14 protein-coding genes are annotated in these 17,420 nt (G+C 40.9%); 10 read left to right on the forward strand and 4 right to left on the reverse strand.

What is annotated here, in order from left to right; genetic code table 11:
• The first annotated feature begins 248 nt into the window (after window positions 1-248).
• From WH188_RS23635 to WH188_RS23680, 10 genes are all read left to right on the forward strand, one after another.
• Window positions 249-839 (forward strand): TetR/AcrR family transcriptional regulator, encoded by a 591-nt coding sequence (locus WH188_RS23635; protein WP_108160953.1) that lies wholly within the window; start codon window positions 249-251, stop codon window positions 837-839.
• Between the two features lie 30 nt (window positions 840-869).
• Window positions 870-1,367 carry a hypothetical protein gene (locus tag WH188_RS23640; protein ID WP_339424693.1) on the forward strand — a complete coding sequence of 166 codons (498 nt, stop codon included), beginning with the start codon at window positions 870-872 and terminating at the stop codon, window positions 1,365-1,367.
• 1 nt (window position 1,368) lies between these two features.
• Complete coding sequence (locus tag WH188_RS23645) at window positions 1,369-1,671, forward strand: DUF3817 domain-containing protein (RefSeq protein ID WP_339424694.1); 303 nt, start codon at window positions 1,369-1,371, stop codon at window positions 1,669-1,671.
• A complete protein-coding gene (locus WH188_RS23650) occupies window positions 1,668-2,036 on the forward strand; it encodes a rhodanese-like domain-containing protein (RefSeq protein ID WP_108160955.1) in 369 nt (122 codons plus the stop codon). Before WH188_RS23645 ends, WH188_RS23650 begins: the two co-directional genes overlap by 4 nt.
• A complete protein-coding gene (locus tag WH188_RS23655; protein ID WP_132767446.1) occupies window positions 2,036-2,284 on the forward strand; it encodes a hypothetical protein in 249 nt (82 codons plus the stop codon). The genes WH188_RS23650 and WH188_RS23655 overlap by 1 nt, the downstream gene beginning before the upstream one ends.
• A 334-nt stretch (window positions 2,285-2,618) precedes the next feature.
• Complete coding sequence (locus WH188_RS23660; RefSeq protein ID WP_132767436.1) at window positions 2,619-3,143, forward strand: sigma-70 family RNA polymerase sigma factor; 525 nt, start codon at window positions 2,619-2,621, stop codon at window positions 3,141-3,143.
• A 163-nt stretch (window positions 3,144-3,306) separates the two neighbouring features.
• On the forward strand, window positions 3,307-4,404 hold the full coding sequence (locus tag WH188_RS23665; protein WP_168126272.1) for a FecR family protein: 1,098 nt from the start codon (window positions 3,307-3,309) through the stop codon (window positions 4,402-4,404).
• A 29-nt stretch (window positions 4,405-4,433) separates the two neighbouring features.
• Window positions 4,434-7,460 carry a SusC/RagA family TonB-linked outer membrane protein gene (locus WH188_RS23670; RefSeq protein WP_168126271.1) on the forward strand — a complete coding sequence of 1,009 codons (3,027 nt, stop codon included), beginning with the start codon at window positions 4,434-4,436 and terminating at the stop codon, window positions 7,458-7,460.
• Between the two features lie 15 nt (window positions 7,461-7,475).
• Complete coding sequence (locus WH188_RS23675) at window positions 7,476-9,125, forward strand: RagB/SusD family nutrient uptake outer membrane protein (protein WP_339424695.1); 1,650 nt, start codon at window positions 7,476-7,478, stop codon at window positions 9,123-9,125.
• A gap of 12 nt (window positions 9,126-9,137) precedes the next feature.
• Window positions 9,138-10,145, forward strand: a complete 1,008-nt coding sequence (locus tag WH188_RS23680) for a purple acid phosphatase family protein (protein ID WP_339424696.1) — start codon at window positions 9,138-9,140, stop codon at window positions 10,143-10,145.
• A 144-nt stretch (window positions 10,146-10,289) separates the two neighbouring features.
• Here the strand turns inward: WH188_RS23680 and WH188_RS23685 are convergent, their stop codons facing one another.
• The 4 genes from WH188_RS23685 to WH188_RS23700 are packed head-to-tail and all read right to left on the reverse strand — an operon-like array spanning window position 10,290 to window position 17,419.
• Complete coding sequence (locus WH188_RS23685; protein WP_339424697.1) at window positions 10,290-11,417, reverse strand: cytochrome-c peroxidase; 1,128 nt, start codon at window positions 11,415-11,417, stop codon at window positions 10,290-10,292.
• Between the two features lie 38 nt (window positions 11,418-11,455).
• Window positions 11,456-13,000, reverse strand: a complete 1,545-nt coding sequence (locus tag WH188_RS23690; RefSeq protein WP_339424698.1) for a DUF6850 family outer membrane beta-barrel protein — start codon at window positions 12,998-13,000, stop codon at window positions 11,456-11,458.
• 32 nt (window positions 13,001-13,032) lie between these two features.
• The gene (locus tag WH188_RS23695) at window positions 13,033-14,376 is read right to left on the reverse strand and encodes a DUF4876 domain-containing protein (protein WP_168126267.1); all 1,344 of its coding nucleotides are present in this window, start codon (window positions 14,374-14,376) and stop codon (window positions 13,033-13,035) included.
• 4 nt (window positions 14,377-14,380) lie between these two features.
• Window positions 14,381-17,419, reverse strand: a complete 3,039-nt coding sequence (locus WH188_RS23700) for a TonB-dependent receptor (protein ID WP_132767422.1) — start codon at window positions 17,417-17,419, stop codon at window positions 14,381-14,383.
• Window position 17,420: the final 1 nt, after the last annotated feature.

The following is a 17,420-nucleotide window of genomic DNA, read 5'->3' on the forward strand; positions in this document are numbered from 1 at the left end:
TGAATGAAAAGAAACGGGTATATTATTGGAATTGTCTTTATCTTTATTTTTCATAAACTATTAATTTAGAATATGATGCAAAATTACAAACAGAAAAAAAGCATAGGGTACCAAAAATAATCTGAATACTATCTTTTTGATAACTGAAAATAAAGAGGCAGCCTTGTCAGTAGCCAACAGGCTTCACCACAACTTGCCAAACCAATAAAGAATTACGTTCTTTGTATTCATACTAATTAGTATTTTTTATGAAAAAGTCATCAGCAACTCGGCATACAATTCTTGAAAAAGCATTTGAAATTATCTATACCAAAGGTTATCAAACGACAAGTATTGATGAAATTATTGCGACAACAAAAGTTACAAAAGGAGCATTTTACTATCATTTCAAGACCAAAGATGAAATGGGTTTGGCTATAATTAATGAAATTTTAAAACCAACAATGCAAAATGATTTCATTAAACCTTTACAAAATGCAAAAAATCCTACTCAGGAAATTTATGATATGACAAAAGCGCTACTTCTGGAAAATCCTCTTTTGAAGTTAGAATATGGATGTCCCGCAGGAAATTTAACACAGGAAATGACACCTTGGAATGCAGCTTTTGGAAAGGCACTATCTGAACTCATTCTAGAATGGCAGCAAACAATTGAAAATAGTATAAAAAGTGCCAAAGAAAATGGAACCATAAGGGAAAATGTGGATCCGCAGCAAGTCGCGTATTTTATTATGTCAGGATATTGGGGAATTAGAAATTTCGGAAAAGTTTATAACAGTACAGCATGCTATCACTCCTATTTAAAAGAACTGAAAATTTACCTAAACAATTTAGCTTAAATATTCTTTAATAAAAACATACTACTTGGTATGTTTTTATTATATTTACATCGACAAACAAAATTTGCGATGTATCAAACACTTACTTTTTATCATTCCTTCATACGCTGGCTAGTGCTAGCAAGTATAGTTTATGCTATTTATCGGGCATATAAAGGTTATTCTTCTAACGCTGTATTCTCCAAAAGAGACAATGCCACACGTCATTGGACTGCAACAATTGCACACATTCAGCTTCTAGTTGGAATTGTATTGTACACTCAAAGCCCCATCATCAAATACTTCTGGAATAATTTTAATGAGGCCGTTGAAAATTTTGATCTTGCCTTTTTTGGTCTACTTCACCTAATTTTAATGTTAATAGCGATCATTTTAATTACCATTGGTTCTGCTAAAGCAAAAAGAAAAACAACCGACAAAGAAAAATTCAAAACAATGTTGATTTGGTTTTCAATTTCACTCATCATTATTTTCATAGCCATTCCTTGGCCGTTTTCACCATTTGCTACCAGACCTTATTTTAGATAGTATGATAAATTTATTCAAAACAAAAATCGGAAGATTGCGCATTATTGGGTTTCTTGAAGGCGTATCATTATTGGTGCTCATTTTCGTAGCTGTACCTCTGAAACATTATTTACACAATCCTAGTTTAAGCGAAATATTAGGACCGATTCATGGAGCAATTTTTTTACTTTTCCTGTTCAATACGTTAAGTGTTGCTGTAGAGCAGAATTGGAAATTTAAAACGACAACTTGGAAAGTTATTTTGGCCTGCATTATTCCATTCGGAACATTTTACATTGACCATAAAATATTAAGCAAACTATGAAGACGATATATATTATTGGTGCTATAGTTATATTGATTTACATCTCGTATCGAACCTATCGTTTCGCAACACTTGATAATGGGCTCGCTCATAAAATAGAGAATGGAGCGGTAATTTTAGATGTTCGAACCGAAAAAGAATATAATATGGGACATATTGATGGTTCAATAAATATTTCACTAGGCACAATTAATGAAAGATACATTGAACTGGATAAGAGCAAAACATACATTACAACCTGTTCTCATGGTTTAAGGAGTGTGAAAGTGGAAAACATTTTAAAAGACAAAGGTTTCAAAAATGTTTTTAATGGCGGTGCTTGGTCTGACCTTGAAAAAATAGTAATCAAACTAAAAGATAATTGATGATTTCAGTGTTTAAAACAAGTGTGATAAGTATAAGAGAAATAGAGACACTAAAACCGTTTCTTGACACACATCTCGGAATTGCAAAGTGGAATTTTGACCTTGAAGACTGCGACAATATTTTGCGTATTGACAGTATAAACGAAATTACTGAACGTACAATTAAAATTTTGAGCGACTATGGTTTTGACTGCCAAGAACTTGAAGGCTCACCTGTAGGTGATACAGTCAAAAGTAGCCTGTCATAAAACTTCAAATTTTCACAACTCTTTCTCTACTTCCATTAAGAGTAACTAGCAATACAGTACAAATCAAAATTTGTACTGTATTGCTTTATTGACTAGAGATTATCTGATATAATTTTTAGATTTGATTTTCAAAAACCTGCTTTTGAGGTATACTAATCTGCGCAGATTTACCTTCCCGAAATTAAAATCCTCACTTCCATTATGGTATACAACAAGACATTTCACAAAACCACGGATTACTCCTATAGCTCAAGATTAAATGGATAGATTGTTTACATAATCATAATATTCGCTTAATCATTAATCAGCTTGGACATTTTAACTTTGTTCAAGTATGGAACATATTAAAGCGATAAAAGAAGATAACCATAAAGTTTTTAATCAGATCTATGAACAATATCACCAGCAGATTTATAGCTTTATTATACTGAAAACGCGTTCTGAATACATTTCTGAAGAAGTAACCCAACTCACGTTCATTAAACTATGGAAGCAACGTAAGCAATTAAATGAGCATCTGGAAATTCATATCCAAATTTTTGGAATGGCCAGACAAGTCATGATCGATCTGCTCCGAAAAGAGTCCAACCGTTTTAAATATGAAGGCGAATCGGCAAATACCCCATTCACGGACAGCTTAATTACTGCGATTGAAAGTAAAGATCTCTTGAAGATCATGGAGCAGGATATCGAAAATATGCCTAAAATGCGTCGTCTGGTATTTGAACTGAGTCGGAAACAAGGATTAACACATAAAGAAATCGCACAACTCTACTCCATTTCTCCAAAAACGGTCGAACACCATATTGGTAAAGCCTTGATGCAACTCAAGCAGCATCTTTATTCCATTATGCTATAAAATAATGTCCGAGCGATCGATTAAAAAATAAATTCGCTTCCCTGCAACGCATCACGCTGACAACAAGACACATACCCATAAAAAAGCACTTCCCCCTGCTAATTCCTAAATTAAATAATTGTTAAGTCGCTAGGGATATCCCCCTGAACCACGTAATGCTATTATGAGGTTCAGAAAAAACAAAACAGGCAAGCAGCAAAATCGTCTTGACAAGGAATACATACGGAAGCAACTATGGAAAGATCCATCCATAATTGATGATATATTTCCCGATCAAGAATGGGAATCACATCTGGGAGATGCCGACCAGTTTATCCCATCGACTAAAATGGCGCATTATATCCATGACGAAATTAGCACGGAAAGTAAACAAAAAGAGGAAAAGAAGAATAACAACATTTACCTCAAGCGACTTAGCTATTACGCGGCAGCTGCAGCATTGCTACTCGTATCGTTGGGCATGTGGCTATGGACAAAACCAGCTTTTGATAACAACAGTCCAACTTTAGTTGAGCAGCAGGAAAAAACAGATCTCAAAAAAGATACGAGCTGGGTTTCAGTAACCAATAACCAAAACTCAATCCAAACCTATACACTGCCCGACCGATCTACGGTCAAACTATTTGCGCAGAGTACCATACGTTACCCGCAGTACTTCACAGATCACAGCCGGGAGATCTATTTAGATGGAAAAGCTTATTTCTCGGTATACAAAGATGGTTCCCGTCCATTTAGCGTATACGCCAGTGCAACAAAAACGACCGCCTTAGGTACATCCTTTACCATTGATTCGCGCAGCAGCTCAAAATATATATCTGTGCAATTACACACCGGAAAGATTGTTGTTGCATCTATAATGGCTATTCCTACATTTAAAAATGTTTTCCTAAAAAATGCAGGTGAGTCCCTGTCTTTTGATGCAAACATGCATCTCGTAGCGCATCATAGCGGTACTGTAAAAAAAGAAGCAAGTACGAGCAAGTCCCCGAGTCAGAACAAGCCCAATGGCTTGCTTGAACTAAACAATATTCCATTGTCGGAGGTTTTTGCTGCCCTCAGCACGACTTATAACACGCCTATAAAAATAGGTAAACAGGACATTTCCAAAATCCAATACACTGGCAGTATAAACCCGCAACTTGAACAGTTACAAGACGTACTTGCAGTCATCTGTCTTATTAATAACCTGCGCTATGTACAAGAAACGGATGGTTCTTATACCATCTATCCTCAAAATGAGTACAGCAACGATCAACTATAAATCCATAAAATCAATCACTATTTAAAATCATGTTTAACAAACAGAACCAATTCAGAAAAAGCGTGTTATTCTTTGCACTATTTGCGACGGGGCTATCCTACGCACAGGCGCAACAGGATCAAGTAAAAGGAGCAACACAAGATGAAAATGGAAAGTTTTTATCTGGCGTGAGCGTCAAAGCCCTAAATCGGGAATCGGGGAAAACATTCACGACGAGCTCTTCCGAAAAAGGACTTTTCTCTTTTCACAACCTGCCAGAAGGAGGTCCTTATCAGTTTATATTTTCTTCGGTAGGTTATCAGCCAGATACACTCTCGGGCTACAGTGTGCAACCCGGGAGGCCATTAGCCTTAAGCGTCAAACTTATTCCCATGTCCACAACACTCGATGAAGTCGTTATCGGATATGGACGTATCGCTCGAAAAGACCTCACCAGTTCCATCACAACAGTCAAAGCTGAAGACATGAATGTCGGTGTTATGACCTCCCCTGCTCAGATGCTTCAGGGAAAGGTCCCGGGCCTGACCATATCAACCAACAACAGTAATCCCAATGCAACCCCATCCGTCAGTCTAAGAGGTGCTTCTACTTTGAGAAGTGGCGAAGCGATGGAACCCTACTATGTGATCGATGGCGTACCCGGAGCATCACTCGCACTAGTAGCACCAGACGATATCCAATCGATCGATGTGTTACGCGATGCATCAGCAACAGCGATATACGGTTCAAAAGCCGCAAACGGGGTCATTATTGTTACAACCAAACGCGGTAAAGCAGGACAGGCAAGCATGAGCTACAACGGTTATTTAGCGATAGACAAAATCGCGAAACGCTATGAAATGATGAACGGTGAACAGTACCGAAATTATATTGCGGTTAACAAATTCGCGATGGAACCGACCGATGATCTAGGAGCAGATACCGATTGGCAACGAGAGGTAGAGCGAACGGGTATTTCCAATAATCACAATGTCTCTTTGATCGGTGGAACCGAAACAACACAATACAGTGCCAGTCTCAATACGTTTAAAAACAATGGTATTATAAAAGGAACAGACCTGGGCCGTCAGATCGCACGTGGATTTGTACAAGCAAGTGCGCTGGATAAACGGCTCACAGCTTCTTTCAATATCAATACCAGTATTACCAAACAAAATGATGTCCTTGCCCTTGGCGATGGTTTAAGTGTATACGACGCGATGTATTACTACTTGCCAGTATCCCCTGTCCGGACAGAATCTGGCGCTTGGTTTGAAAAAACAGACCGTTCGCAATATGTGAATCCGCTATCATTAATAGAGGAGAATACCAATTATACCAAAACCAAAATGATACAGGGACATGCTAAACTTGGTTATAAAATATTACCGAGCCTAACCTACAACATCGACCTGTCCCTACAGAACCGCCAGTATAACAACGCACAGTATTACTCGAGTTTATCCATGGCTGCACGTAATCAAAATGGAAAATCGATCCGCGCAGCAGTAGAAGACGAAAGAAAGATCATGGAAATGAATCTAAGCTTCGATCGAACATTTGGAGACGTACATAAGTTTTCAGCACTTGCCGGTTATTCCTGGGAAGAAAACAACAATGACGATGGATTTCAACTGACAACGTCAGACTATTACGATGATGGTCTAAGCTATTATAATCCTGGCATGGCCAATGTTGTTGATATTTTGGGATTTGGCAATTATTACCTTTCAACACTGCGTATGATCTCTGTTTACGGACGTGTAAATTATGCTTACAACAATAAATACCTTTTTCAGGCGACAGTAAGACGTGACGGATCTTCAGCATTTGGTGCAAACAACCGGTGGGCCACCTTCCCTTCTATTTCAGGAGCATGGAGACTATCGGAAGAACCATTTATTCGCGATATGAATTTCTTTGATGATCTAAAACTGCGTGCCGGATATGGCGTCAGTGGCAATTCATTAGGTTTCGATGTGTTTACCGCTAGACAGGTCTATGGTGCCACCTCGAGTTTCTACACCGATGCTTTCGGAAACGATCTCCGTACTCTGGCTGCACTTCGTAATTCAAATCCCAATCTACGCTGGGAACGCACAGGGATGCTTAACCTGGGTATCGACTTCGCATTTCTGAAAAATAGATTAAGCGGAACCTTGGAATATTACGATAAAAATACCACCGATCTTATCTACGACTATGCCGTGTCCACAACCAAATATCTGTACCGCTCACTAACAGCCAATGTCGGTGAGATCAACAACAAAGGAATTGAACTGACCCTAAATGCTGTCCCCGTAAAAACGACACATTTCAGCTGGAACACAGGGGTTGTGGCTTCACACAATAAAAATGTGGTCACTCGTATTACTAATCAGGAATTTTCAACCGACTACGTGGATTTAGCAGACTTGGGTGGCGCCGGTCAAAGTAATGCTTTTCAGCAACGCCTACAAGAAGGTGCACCTATTGGTCAGTTTTATACCTGGGAATGGGCAGGTTATAATGATGCCGGTATCTCAACTTTTTATGTACGCGATGCGCAAACGAAGGAACGTACAGGTGAAACCACCATTACCCCGACCAATAAAGACCGTGCCGTAACGGGAAGCGCACAGCCAAAACTGACTTTAGGCTGGAACAATACCGTAACCTACAAAAACTTCGCTTTAACCGGTATGTTCCAGGGTGTATTTGGTCATAAGGTCATGAATGCGACACGCGCCCGACACTCCAATGTCGTAGGCAATGCCGGACAGAAAAATCTATTGGCCAGTGTAATCGACACAGAGAAAGCAACGGATATCAACGCACACTATTTATCAGACCGTTACTTAGAAAGTGGAAATTATCTCCGTTTAGCCAATTTGGGCCTTTCTTACAACATCCGCAATATCGGTGGTCAGTTGAAAAATGTAAAGCTATATGCTTCGATGAACAATGTCTTTGTGCTTACGAATTACAAGGGGGTAGATCCCGAGGTAGATCTTGGTGGCCTTACACCTGGTGTTGACAACAGGCAGACTTATCCACGTACCCGTACCATTTTATTCGGTCTAAACTTCAACCTATAATCAGCAAAACAAATCATGAAATCAAAACAATATATCCGCCTATTTACCTTAACTACATTTGCGGCAACATTAGTTGCTTGCACCGATCTTGATGTGGATATCAAATCACAGTACACCGAATTTCCAACCACGGATAAAGCTGCTGAGGCCATTTCAGCTGACGTTTATGCTGCATACCGAAGTGCACTGGGCTACAACCATTGGATGACACAAACTTTATCATCAGACGAAGCAGTCAGTCTTGCATTGGGCACAGATTACTATGACGGCGGTAGATTTCGCGAACTTCATGTTCACAACTGGACTCCCGACAACGCCATTCTTCCAGATGTCTGGAATGCCGCCATGTCAGGCATCAATCTATCCAATAATGTATTGGCTATTTTTGGAGACAATGAAAGCGATAAGGCTGCGCCTATGCGCGCCATGAGAGCTTATTTTTACTTTATCCTGATGGATAATTTTGGAGGAGCACCACTGATCACAGGAAAGATTGACCAGATTCCGGATCGCTCCTCAAGAGCCGAAATCGCCAACTTCATCTCCAGTGAATTACTAGCCGTCAGAGATCGTTTACCCAAAGAAGTTTCTCCCGCCACATATGGCAAAGCAACGCGTTATATGGCCGATGCGCTACTCGCTAAACTATACCTCAATTGGTCGGTTTATACCGCTACCGATGTAGCTTCCTACACCCCCAATATGCCCAATGAAAAACTAGCACAAGTCGTTGCAATGTGTGATGATATTATTACTTCAGGTCAATTTAACCTGAGCAGCCACAAGTTCATGGAAAAATTCCGCCCCGACAATGGACCGCAGGTAAAAGATTTCATCTTTGCCATGCCTTTTGACCGCGAAAAACAGCAAGGCATGACATATGCACGTTTTTGGATACATCGCAGCGGACAAAATCAATTTGCCAAACTGCCACAAAGTGTAGGCGGTACATTTCGGGTATTACCTACTTTCTTAGCCAAATTCAACCTTCAAGGTGACGACAGAAATGCGGCTTACATGGGTGGACTTCAGTACTACTGGTCGGATTATGCACCTGATTTAAATCGTCCGCTATTAATCAAAACCTCTAAAAAAGGTATCGACCAGGACTACACAGGCAGCGATGCCAACGTAACGTTTGACTGGCATATGGAAACAACAAAAGAAATCAAACTTCGTCCCGATGGAGGTCCGACCCTCAATGCAGGAAATGATCAAAAAGGCCGATCTATGGGTTATCGATCTGTTAAATTTTACATGGATGTAAACGTGACAGCGGCAAATAATAGAAACCAAAGTAATGATGTGCCCATCTTCCGCTATGCCGACATTTTGTTGATGAAAGCCGAAGCTATCCTGCGAGGAGCAGCTCCTACAAACGGCGAAACACCGATGTCACTGATGAATCAGATACGTGCTTATGTCAATGCACCTGCTTTAACAGCCCAACCAACGTTAGCAGCGATATTGGACGAACGCGCACGAGAATTCTCAGATGAATCATGGCGAAGAAATGACCTGATCCGTTATGGAAAATTTGAAGAAGACTGGGGATTCAAATCCTTATACAGCGCAGGATCATCCGAACGCTTTCGCCGCATATTTCCGATCCCCAGACCAATCATGGAAGTCAACACAAAATGGAAACAGAATAGCGGATATTAAGCACAGTTGAGTATGAAAAGAAGAGAATTTGTAAAAAGTACATTAGGAACAGCTGTGGCTACGGGGCTTTCTGCCGGACCTTTAGCGACTTTAGCCATTGGCGCAAATCGAAGAATAGAAAGTGAAGATATCAACAGCCGATCTTCACTAAAGGACGAGTACGAGCTGCATTTTTTAGCGATCGGTGACTGGGGGCGTAATGGTGCCGATCATCAAGTCCAGGTGGCACAGCAGATGGGGAAATGGGCATCCGAACATCCAAATGATTTTATTATCTCAACAGGTGATAATTTTTACCCATCAGGAGTTGTCAGCGAACACGACCCCTTATGGCATTATTCATTTGAAAATATTTACACCGATTTCGCCTTACAGTGGGACTGGTATCCCATATTGGGCAACCATGATTACAAATCCGATCCCGATGCCCAAGTACGCTACAGCAACATCAGCCGTCGATGGAAGATGCCAGCACGCTATTACAGCAAAACATTTAAAATCAAGGATAACGATGAAGTCCTGATCGCTTTTATAGATACAAATCCCTTGATACCAGAATTCTATCAGAATAGCGAATATGGGCCACATGTCGCGGGGCAGCAACCAGAAAAACAACTGCAGTGGTTAGACCATCTACTGCAATCTTCTAAAGCAAAATGGAAGATCGTCGTTGGTCATCATCCGCTCTATACAGCAGGTCCCCGCACAGAAAATTATGACACATTAGCCGTGAGAAAGGTCTTGAAACCCCTGTTAGAAAAACATCGTATTCCGTTGTATTTATCTGGACATGAACATTCCATGCAACACTTAAAAGTTCAGGACAATTGTTTCCATCAGTTCATCTCCGGAAGCGGATCTGAAGTAACCTCTGTCAAAAAAGGTTTAAGTTATAGCCGCTTTGAAGCTTCAACTTACGGATTCATGTACTTCGCTCTAAATCAACAACAATTACAGGCGCAGTGCATCGATCACGAAGGAAAGATGATCTACAGTACCATTATACCTTTAACCATATAGGTAAATGAAATAAAACTCCCGAGGTACTGCATCCCTCGGGAGTTTATCTATGAGCTCACATTTAAATTTCAACATGGACAAGTACTTATCGTATTCAGGTATAGCCTCATACGGTATTTATGCAAAATAAGCAAAATGCCCTTCCTATTCCGGAAAATCAGGCATCGCTATCCGACGTTGTGTCGGATTACTCAAAGCCTGCAAGAATGCGAGTACCGCATCTACTTCTGCTTTAGAAAGATCAAGTTTCTTTAATAACGGTGAATGGATCGGTCTTGTCTTTTCATCCACCTGCACCCTACGCTGTATAGGAGCCGGATTACCCAGATTATATAGTTCTACCACATCCCTAAGCGTGGGAAAGTTTCCGTGATGCATCCAAGGTCCGGTCAAACCCACATTACGCAATGAAGGTGTCCGAAATGCCCCAATATCTTTCTGGTCGCCTGTTATATGGTAATGTCCAAAGTCCTCCTGCTTCGTTCCATATAAAGTCTGCCCATCGTTATGAAAAAGATTATCCGAAAATAATGGCGTATTATGGCAATTAATACAACGTGCTTTTGTTCTAAAAAGATGAAGTCCTTCTAACTCCTGATCATTAAGTGCATCAGATTGACCGGAAACAAAACGGTCAAACTTAGTAGGATAACTCACGATACTACGCTCGTAAGTTGCTATTGCCTGTTGGATGCGCAATAAATTTACCTGATCATCTCCAAAAGCACTTTTAAAATAAGGACCATACCCCTTGATTATGCGAACATGCGCCACCATCGTATCCAAAGACGTATTCATCTCCACATGATCCTGAACGGGCAACAAAACCTGGTCTTCCAAAGTTTTAGCTCTTCCATCCCACATAAAACTCTTGTAATAACCGACATTATAGAGCGTCATAGCATTGCGTTTACCCTCTTTTCGACCATGACCATGCGCCAAGCTCTTACCGTCGCCAAAACCGAGCTGCGCATCGTGACAACTCGCACACGAAAGTTGCTTCGATGCCGATAATCGCGCATCAAAGAACAGGAGTTTCCCAAGTGAGGCCTTTTCTTTACTAAAAGGATTTGACACCGGATATGCAACAGCTGGCAGAATACCGATATCAACAAATCCCTGCTGAACAGAAGCATCCAAATGCGGTTCAGGCCACTGCCCAACATCACCACTGCTATAGCGGCGACGAAGATCAGCCAGAGGTAAAACGGTATCCACCTGATCCACAAAAGCACTGAGCAGCATCGGTAAACAAACTGTTAATGCTATCAAAAACTTATTTCTCTTCATCAAAATCAACGAGCCCCTACTTAAAAACCATAACTTAAACGTACACTTCCTACCTCACGAGTGCGACCCAAAGGAGCCAAATTCACGCGATCCAGCGCACTCCCTAAATCTGCTTTTCGATACGTATACGTACCGACCAACTTAATGAAATTACCTTTTTTAAGACGCTGCGTAAACCCTAAACGTAGCTTACCTCCCCATACATCTGCCTCATGATAGCGAATATCCTGGTAAAACACATACTGGTGAAAAACATTCTCGTTAATCAAAGGAAGCGTCCACGAAGTACCCATGTTTGTTTCGGCAAAAGCAGTCACCCCAAACTCCACCTCTTGATTTCGAGTTGTAGCATAAGTCAACAATGTAGACAAGGCATAGTCCATCCGATCATAATCCAATCGAGTTTCCGTACCGCCGTCATGGCGTACCTCATGGGTATAACCGATATTTGCCTCATATAATTGTTGCCACTTATTCTTTTTAATCAAATACGAAAGATCTAAGGTTTGACGCTCCTTTCTGTACACATAATTCTGTGCATTACCACTTTCAGTGACCCAGTCTTTACCACTATGGTTCAAGCTATTAAAAGAAGCCAGATAGGTTTTGTTACCCCGTTTTAAATTCCACATGAGCTGATAACTCAACTGATCCAGATTAAACTTACTCAATTCATTGATACGCGAATCATTTCTAAGTGTCTGTCGATAGTGCTGCACCTCCTGTAGGTATCCAATATTTCCGTAAAATTTACCCAGATCACCGTCCCAAGATAAATAACCCTTCGCACCATAACGCTTCATATCATTCTGGTAAAACATATTGCGCTCACTAAGCCAGTCGCTCACTTTCCAACCGTAGCCTCTCACGATGTAGTTCATATACGGCGATTCAACAGCACTTAGCGCATATTGCTCATTACGGTAAGCTATTTCTACCCGTTCTTGACCATAACCATATTTTCCCTCTAGCCCGAGATCCCATCCTGAGCTAATACGGGCACTGGCTCCAAGACTTCCATTGACCTGAATCGCATCGATTGTGCTCCTAGGGTCGTTGTTACTAAAATGATTGCCGACATGGTAATCCAGCCCACCAAAGACCGAGTATTTACGATCTGCAAAATACTTCTGCCCCCTTGTCTGAATGAAGTAATTGGTTCTCTCATAATGATTATATCCATATGAACCAAAATACCAGGGCGATGCTGGATTTTCCCGCGTTTGATGCGCAAATCTCGTGCTATCTTCCGTACTACGGTTATAAGCAAATCTTCCCCAAAGGCGAATATCTTTGATCGTTACCGCACCCTCCGAATTAAAATTGATATTTTTTATTTTCTGCGCATCCTGAGCGGTGCGATATTCACCACTAACCTGACTATACCCCATTTGAATAAGGCTGTATCGAGGTTCCACAGACTTCTCCAACCACATGGGGTTATCCACGGTATACGCACGTATACGACGCGCTATGGTATCCTGCTCGACAGCATGTTGCGCATATACAGGAAGATAAGTCCCCCAGACACAAAATAACAGTCCTACTATATATAATTTCTTCATTGAATCGTATTATTTGTAATCAAGCCCCTAAACTAGTCCGCAAATCCCTTCGGGTTAGCTTTAATGGACACAAAATCATCCTTAGAATTATTTGAATCCTGCAGCACCCGCCTGCCATTAACCAGCTCTTTTGTTTTCCGAATCACAGCATACGAAGATCGCGCCCCACCGTCAACAGCCGTCCATCCCGCATCATTTTGAGCAGAAAACTTCTTTGGATATTGTGTTGAAGTAGAAGACTGAAGCTCAACAGCATCCAGTATAAGATCAATCGGTACCTGAATATAAGTCCCCGAGGTATTGACACGTCCATCAGCAAAAGGCAATCCATAGCCCTTCCACTTCTTTTCATTCCATACCTCATCTTCACGAAAGATAAACCAGCTCTGTTGCGCTGCCTGATTCATAATCAGATCTAACCCACTACCCCGGCGAAGCACCTCAACATTCGGAACATTCGGATTATCAACATCCGATGCCAATGGTCTTGACGTTCCGATATAAGGAGCATAATAAGCTTCAAAGTCAGCGTTGCTCAGATCTACCGTTAAACTCGGATCCTGAACAGCAATCACTTTGCCATCAGCTCCTTCATAAGGAGCCTTATGATTGGTCGCTGTAGCCGCGATCACCATACTTTCACCAGGTGCAATCGGATAATCCCGACCTTTACCAGGTAATCGCAGGATCGTTTGCGCATAAACGTAATCGGCATTTGCCTTCATGTCTGGAGGCATTTCATAGGATTTACTCCAATCGTATTGTTTACTATTCGCTTGGTAAGCGTACAGCGCATTGTTACTATTTGCTCCATAGGCTTCGGCAATACATAAACTATCGACATATTGAACCTGATTTGAATTGTTAAAGATCTCAATAAATTGATCTCTAAAACTCGCACCCAAGGTCGCATGCGAACCCGCATAATAGATCTGTTTGATCACCAATCCATTTGGATTAGAATTGCCGCTTACCAACGACAGATCCCAATGGTTTTCAACTTCTCTACCGACCATTATTTCCTTTATTTCGGAACTAAAAGTTACGTCAAAGTCTTCTTCCCGGTTCAACAATTGATTGAATAGATCGACCTTAAAAGTGGTCACAGCTTGGATTCTATACGTATTTGGCGCAAGATCCGGAAAAGCAATATGTCCATCCTGCCCAGTCTTAGCACTATAGATCAATTTTCCCTTTAACGAATAGATATTCACCGTGATGGTGTCCACAGGTAATTTTTCTTGATATTCCTGACTTGCATAAGTAACATCTGCCGTGATATCCACCGGCCCATTATTTGGCGTCAGCTCCTTTTGACAGCTGCTGAATGAACCCGTACAGATAAACAGCAATATTAAATATTTTTGTAATTTCATATACTTAAAGTTTAAGTCGTAATTGTGCACCATAACTCGGTTTATCATTCGGAATAACCATCGTATTATCCGATCGTTTATACTGCGGACGATAATTGAAAACATTGTAAACATGAAATGTCAAGATCAAGCGTTTACTTATTTCTTTAGATAAATTGAGGTGAAAATTAGTATATACCCCCGGTTGGTTTTGGTTTCTCACTTCCTCAATAGGGATAAGTAGATGCTTATAGTCGATATTTTTTTCATCAAATTCATTAATCTCACGGTAGACACCATTTTCTGTAAAATAACCCAGCGGGATACCGTCAGTCGCTTGTGTATTGGTTCTATTCAAAATATTAAATTCGGTCGTAAAATTTAATAAGAGCTTAGCCTTTGGAATATGCGTACTCGAAGTAATTGCGGCATTACTTGTCCAAGTAGAACGCTCAAATACAGGATATAGACCTGTCACAGCATAATTTGGGTTATTGGTATTATTGGTGAAATTTCTAAAATTTTGAACCGGTCTATAAATTGATTTTGTGATCCCGCCACGCAGATTAAGCGATGTCTCAATCGCCGTCCATTTTGGTGTGGATAACATGAGTTCAACACCTTGATTTTTTGTGGTTCTACCATTCACAAAAGTATAGCGGGACAAACGATGACGTTTAGTTCCTGAAGTAACATAAGGTACCTCAGCCTCTGGATCAGGATTGTCTACATAATTTGGCAAAATGATCGGTGTATAAGACATTTCGGAGTATACATCCCGATAATTTCGTTTACTATACACATTCACCCCAGCTCTAAATCCGCGGTGCTCATAGGCTACCGAGAACTCCAACTGTTCAGAAAGTGCAGGTTTCAGCTTGCTATTGTCTGGTGTAAATTTATCAACATAGAGCAAGTACACACTATTCGCCTCATCTACGGCACCATTATCTTTTACCGCAGTCTTTTGGTATAAGGGGATTTCATAGAAAACGGGACCTGGATATAACTGCGCCAATCCCGGTGCTTTACTTCCCCAACCATAAGCTAAACCAATACGCAAATCGGGGGTAAGCTCATAATTGATATTTGTACGCGGTGAAAAGGTCACATAACCTTCAAAGAGATCCAATCGTGTACCCAACCGCACATTCAGGTTACGGTCCGCTATAGTGGTTCTAAAAACATCTTCAGCATATAGACCGATTTGATTTTGAGCATGTAGCCGTGAAAAATCATAATATCGTTCCGAGCGATTGTCTCCATTTGCAACCGAGGTATTATTTCGCGGACGTGTCGGATCGACGATCTGCCCCCGCCCCTTGTTTTTAGAATAATTATAAGAGGATCCAAAATTAAACTGGTGCAAGATATCGCCCGTATGGAAACTACCATTCAAATCCAATCTGGCTGTAAAATCCACAGGCTTTCCCTCCAGATTGGTCACTGCCGTGTAGATACCAGAAGCATATTGTCCATTGGTGATTCCTACATCAGTTGCATCGGTATATATGATGTAGGTATTATTCATATACTGCTCTTTGTAGGTATTCTGATAGGTCTCACTATAGCGTACATTAAAACCAATATTAGTCAAGAAACTATTGTCAATTCTATAATTGAGGCGATTACCTATAGAAAAGTTATAAGCTTTATAGCGCAGTATGGTTGCCGTAGGATCATCTGGATCACGGCGTACATTATCCAGATGACGACCATAATCCGCTGTGAAGGTATTGGTAAAAGCACGGTCCTTTCCAGCGGCAGTACTCCACATCAGATTACTCCCCACACGGTCATACGATTTTAATTTATCGCGGTTATCATTATACGAACGTGTAAAATTACCCCCAAAAGTAAAAGCGCCCAGATTTTTTGTTTTAAACCCTTTTGTCAATCCGTATACCGTGGCATTATCACGAAGTTGCATATTAAAGTTGAAAGGAGTTCCACCCGCTACCCGATTGATAATAACAGCACCATTGGTCATATCCCCATATTTTGCGGAGGAAATACCAGCCACCACTTCCACACTCTCAATGTTGTCCGTCGCAATCTGACGTAAATCTGTTCCTCCAAACGTGTAATCACCGGTATACCGGTCGCCACGATCAGCACTCCCCATCAATCCCGATATACCACCGCCCACATAAGAATTACCCATTCCGCTAATCCCTGGATTAAGCGTCTGCATATTTGCATTATTAGAAAGTGCTATACCATCCATAATCAAAGCAATACCAAACGAATTATTTAATGAAAAAGGATCTTTTGTCCCCAGAGAATTTGTCCCCATCGAAGCACTGCGCAGATTAGCTTGTTGCACCTGTTGTAAAGAAGGCGCGGCAATCTTCTGTCCAGGGACCAAACTCAACAGATCATTAAGACTGAGCGCTCCTGACTGCTCAATCACTTCGCGGTTTATATACAGCGAAGTATTACTTTCTAAATTCTGATTCGTACGCGGAGTTACTGAAATTTCCTCAAGTCCCACACTTAATAACGGTAAGGTAACAGTCGATGCAACTGTCTGCTGTTTGTCCAGCGATAGGTTTAAGGTTGTCCCCTGCCTCCCGATCATCGAAAAACGGACTTCGGCAGATTTAAGACGGTGTGCCGGAAACTGGAATCTGAACGAACCATCTTGCTCGGTTAAAAAATATTGGTTTAGTTCTCTAAAGAATACCGAGACCAATGATAACGGTAGTCCTTCCTCATCAGTAACTTTACCCGTTAAAAGACCTACAGAACCGTTATTAATTAAAATATTTCGTCCCGACAACTTCATCTGTAGGTAGGTCTGTTGCTCCAGACTTTGTAAAATCTGAGTCAGAGAACCACTCATCTGTAAAGAAACCTTACGATTCAGATTGACGGTTTTTTCATCATATAGAAAAGTATAGCCCGATTGGTTTTCAATCTGCTCTAAAATAGATTTAAGCGACTGACTTTTACTTTCGACTTTAAGCTGTTGTGCAGTCACTGAAAATCCATGACAGGTCAGTGCGACACCAAGAAATAAAGAACGAACCCAGATTGCGCTGGGCTTATTATTGTTTTTCATA

The sequence above is a fragment of the Sphingobacterium sp. MYb388 genome (genome assembly GCF_037479535.1).
Classification (GTDB): Bacteria; Bacteroidota; Bacteroidia; order Sphingobacteriales; family Sphingobacteriaceae; genus Sphingobacterium; species Sphingobacterium anhuiense.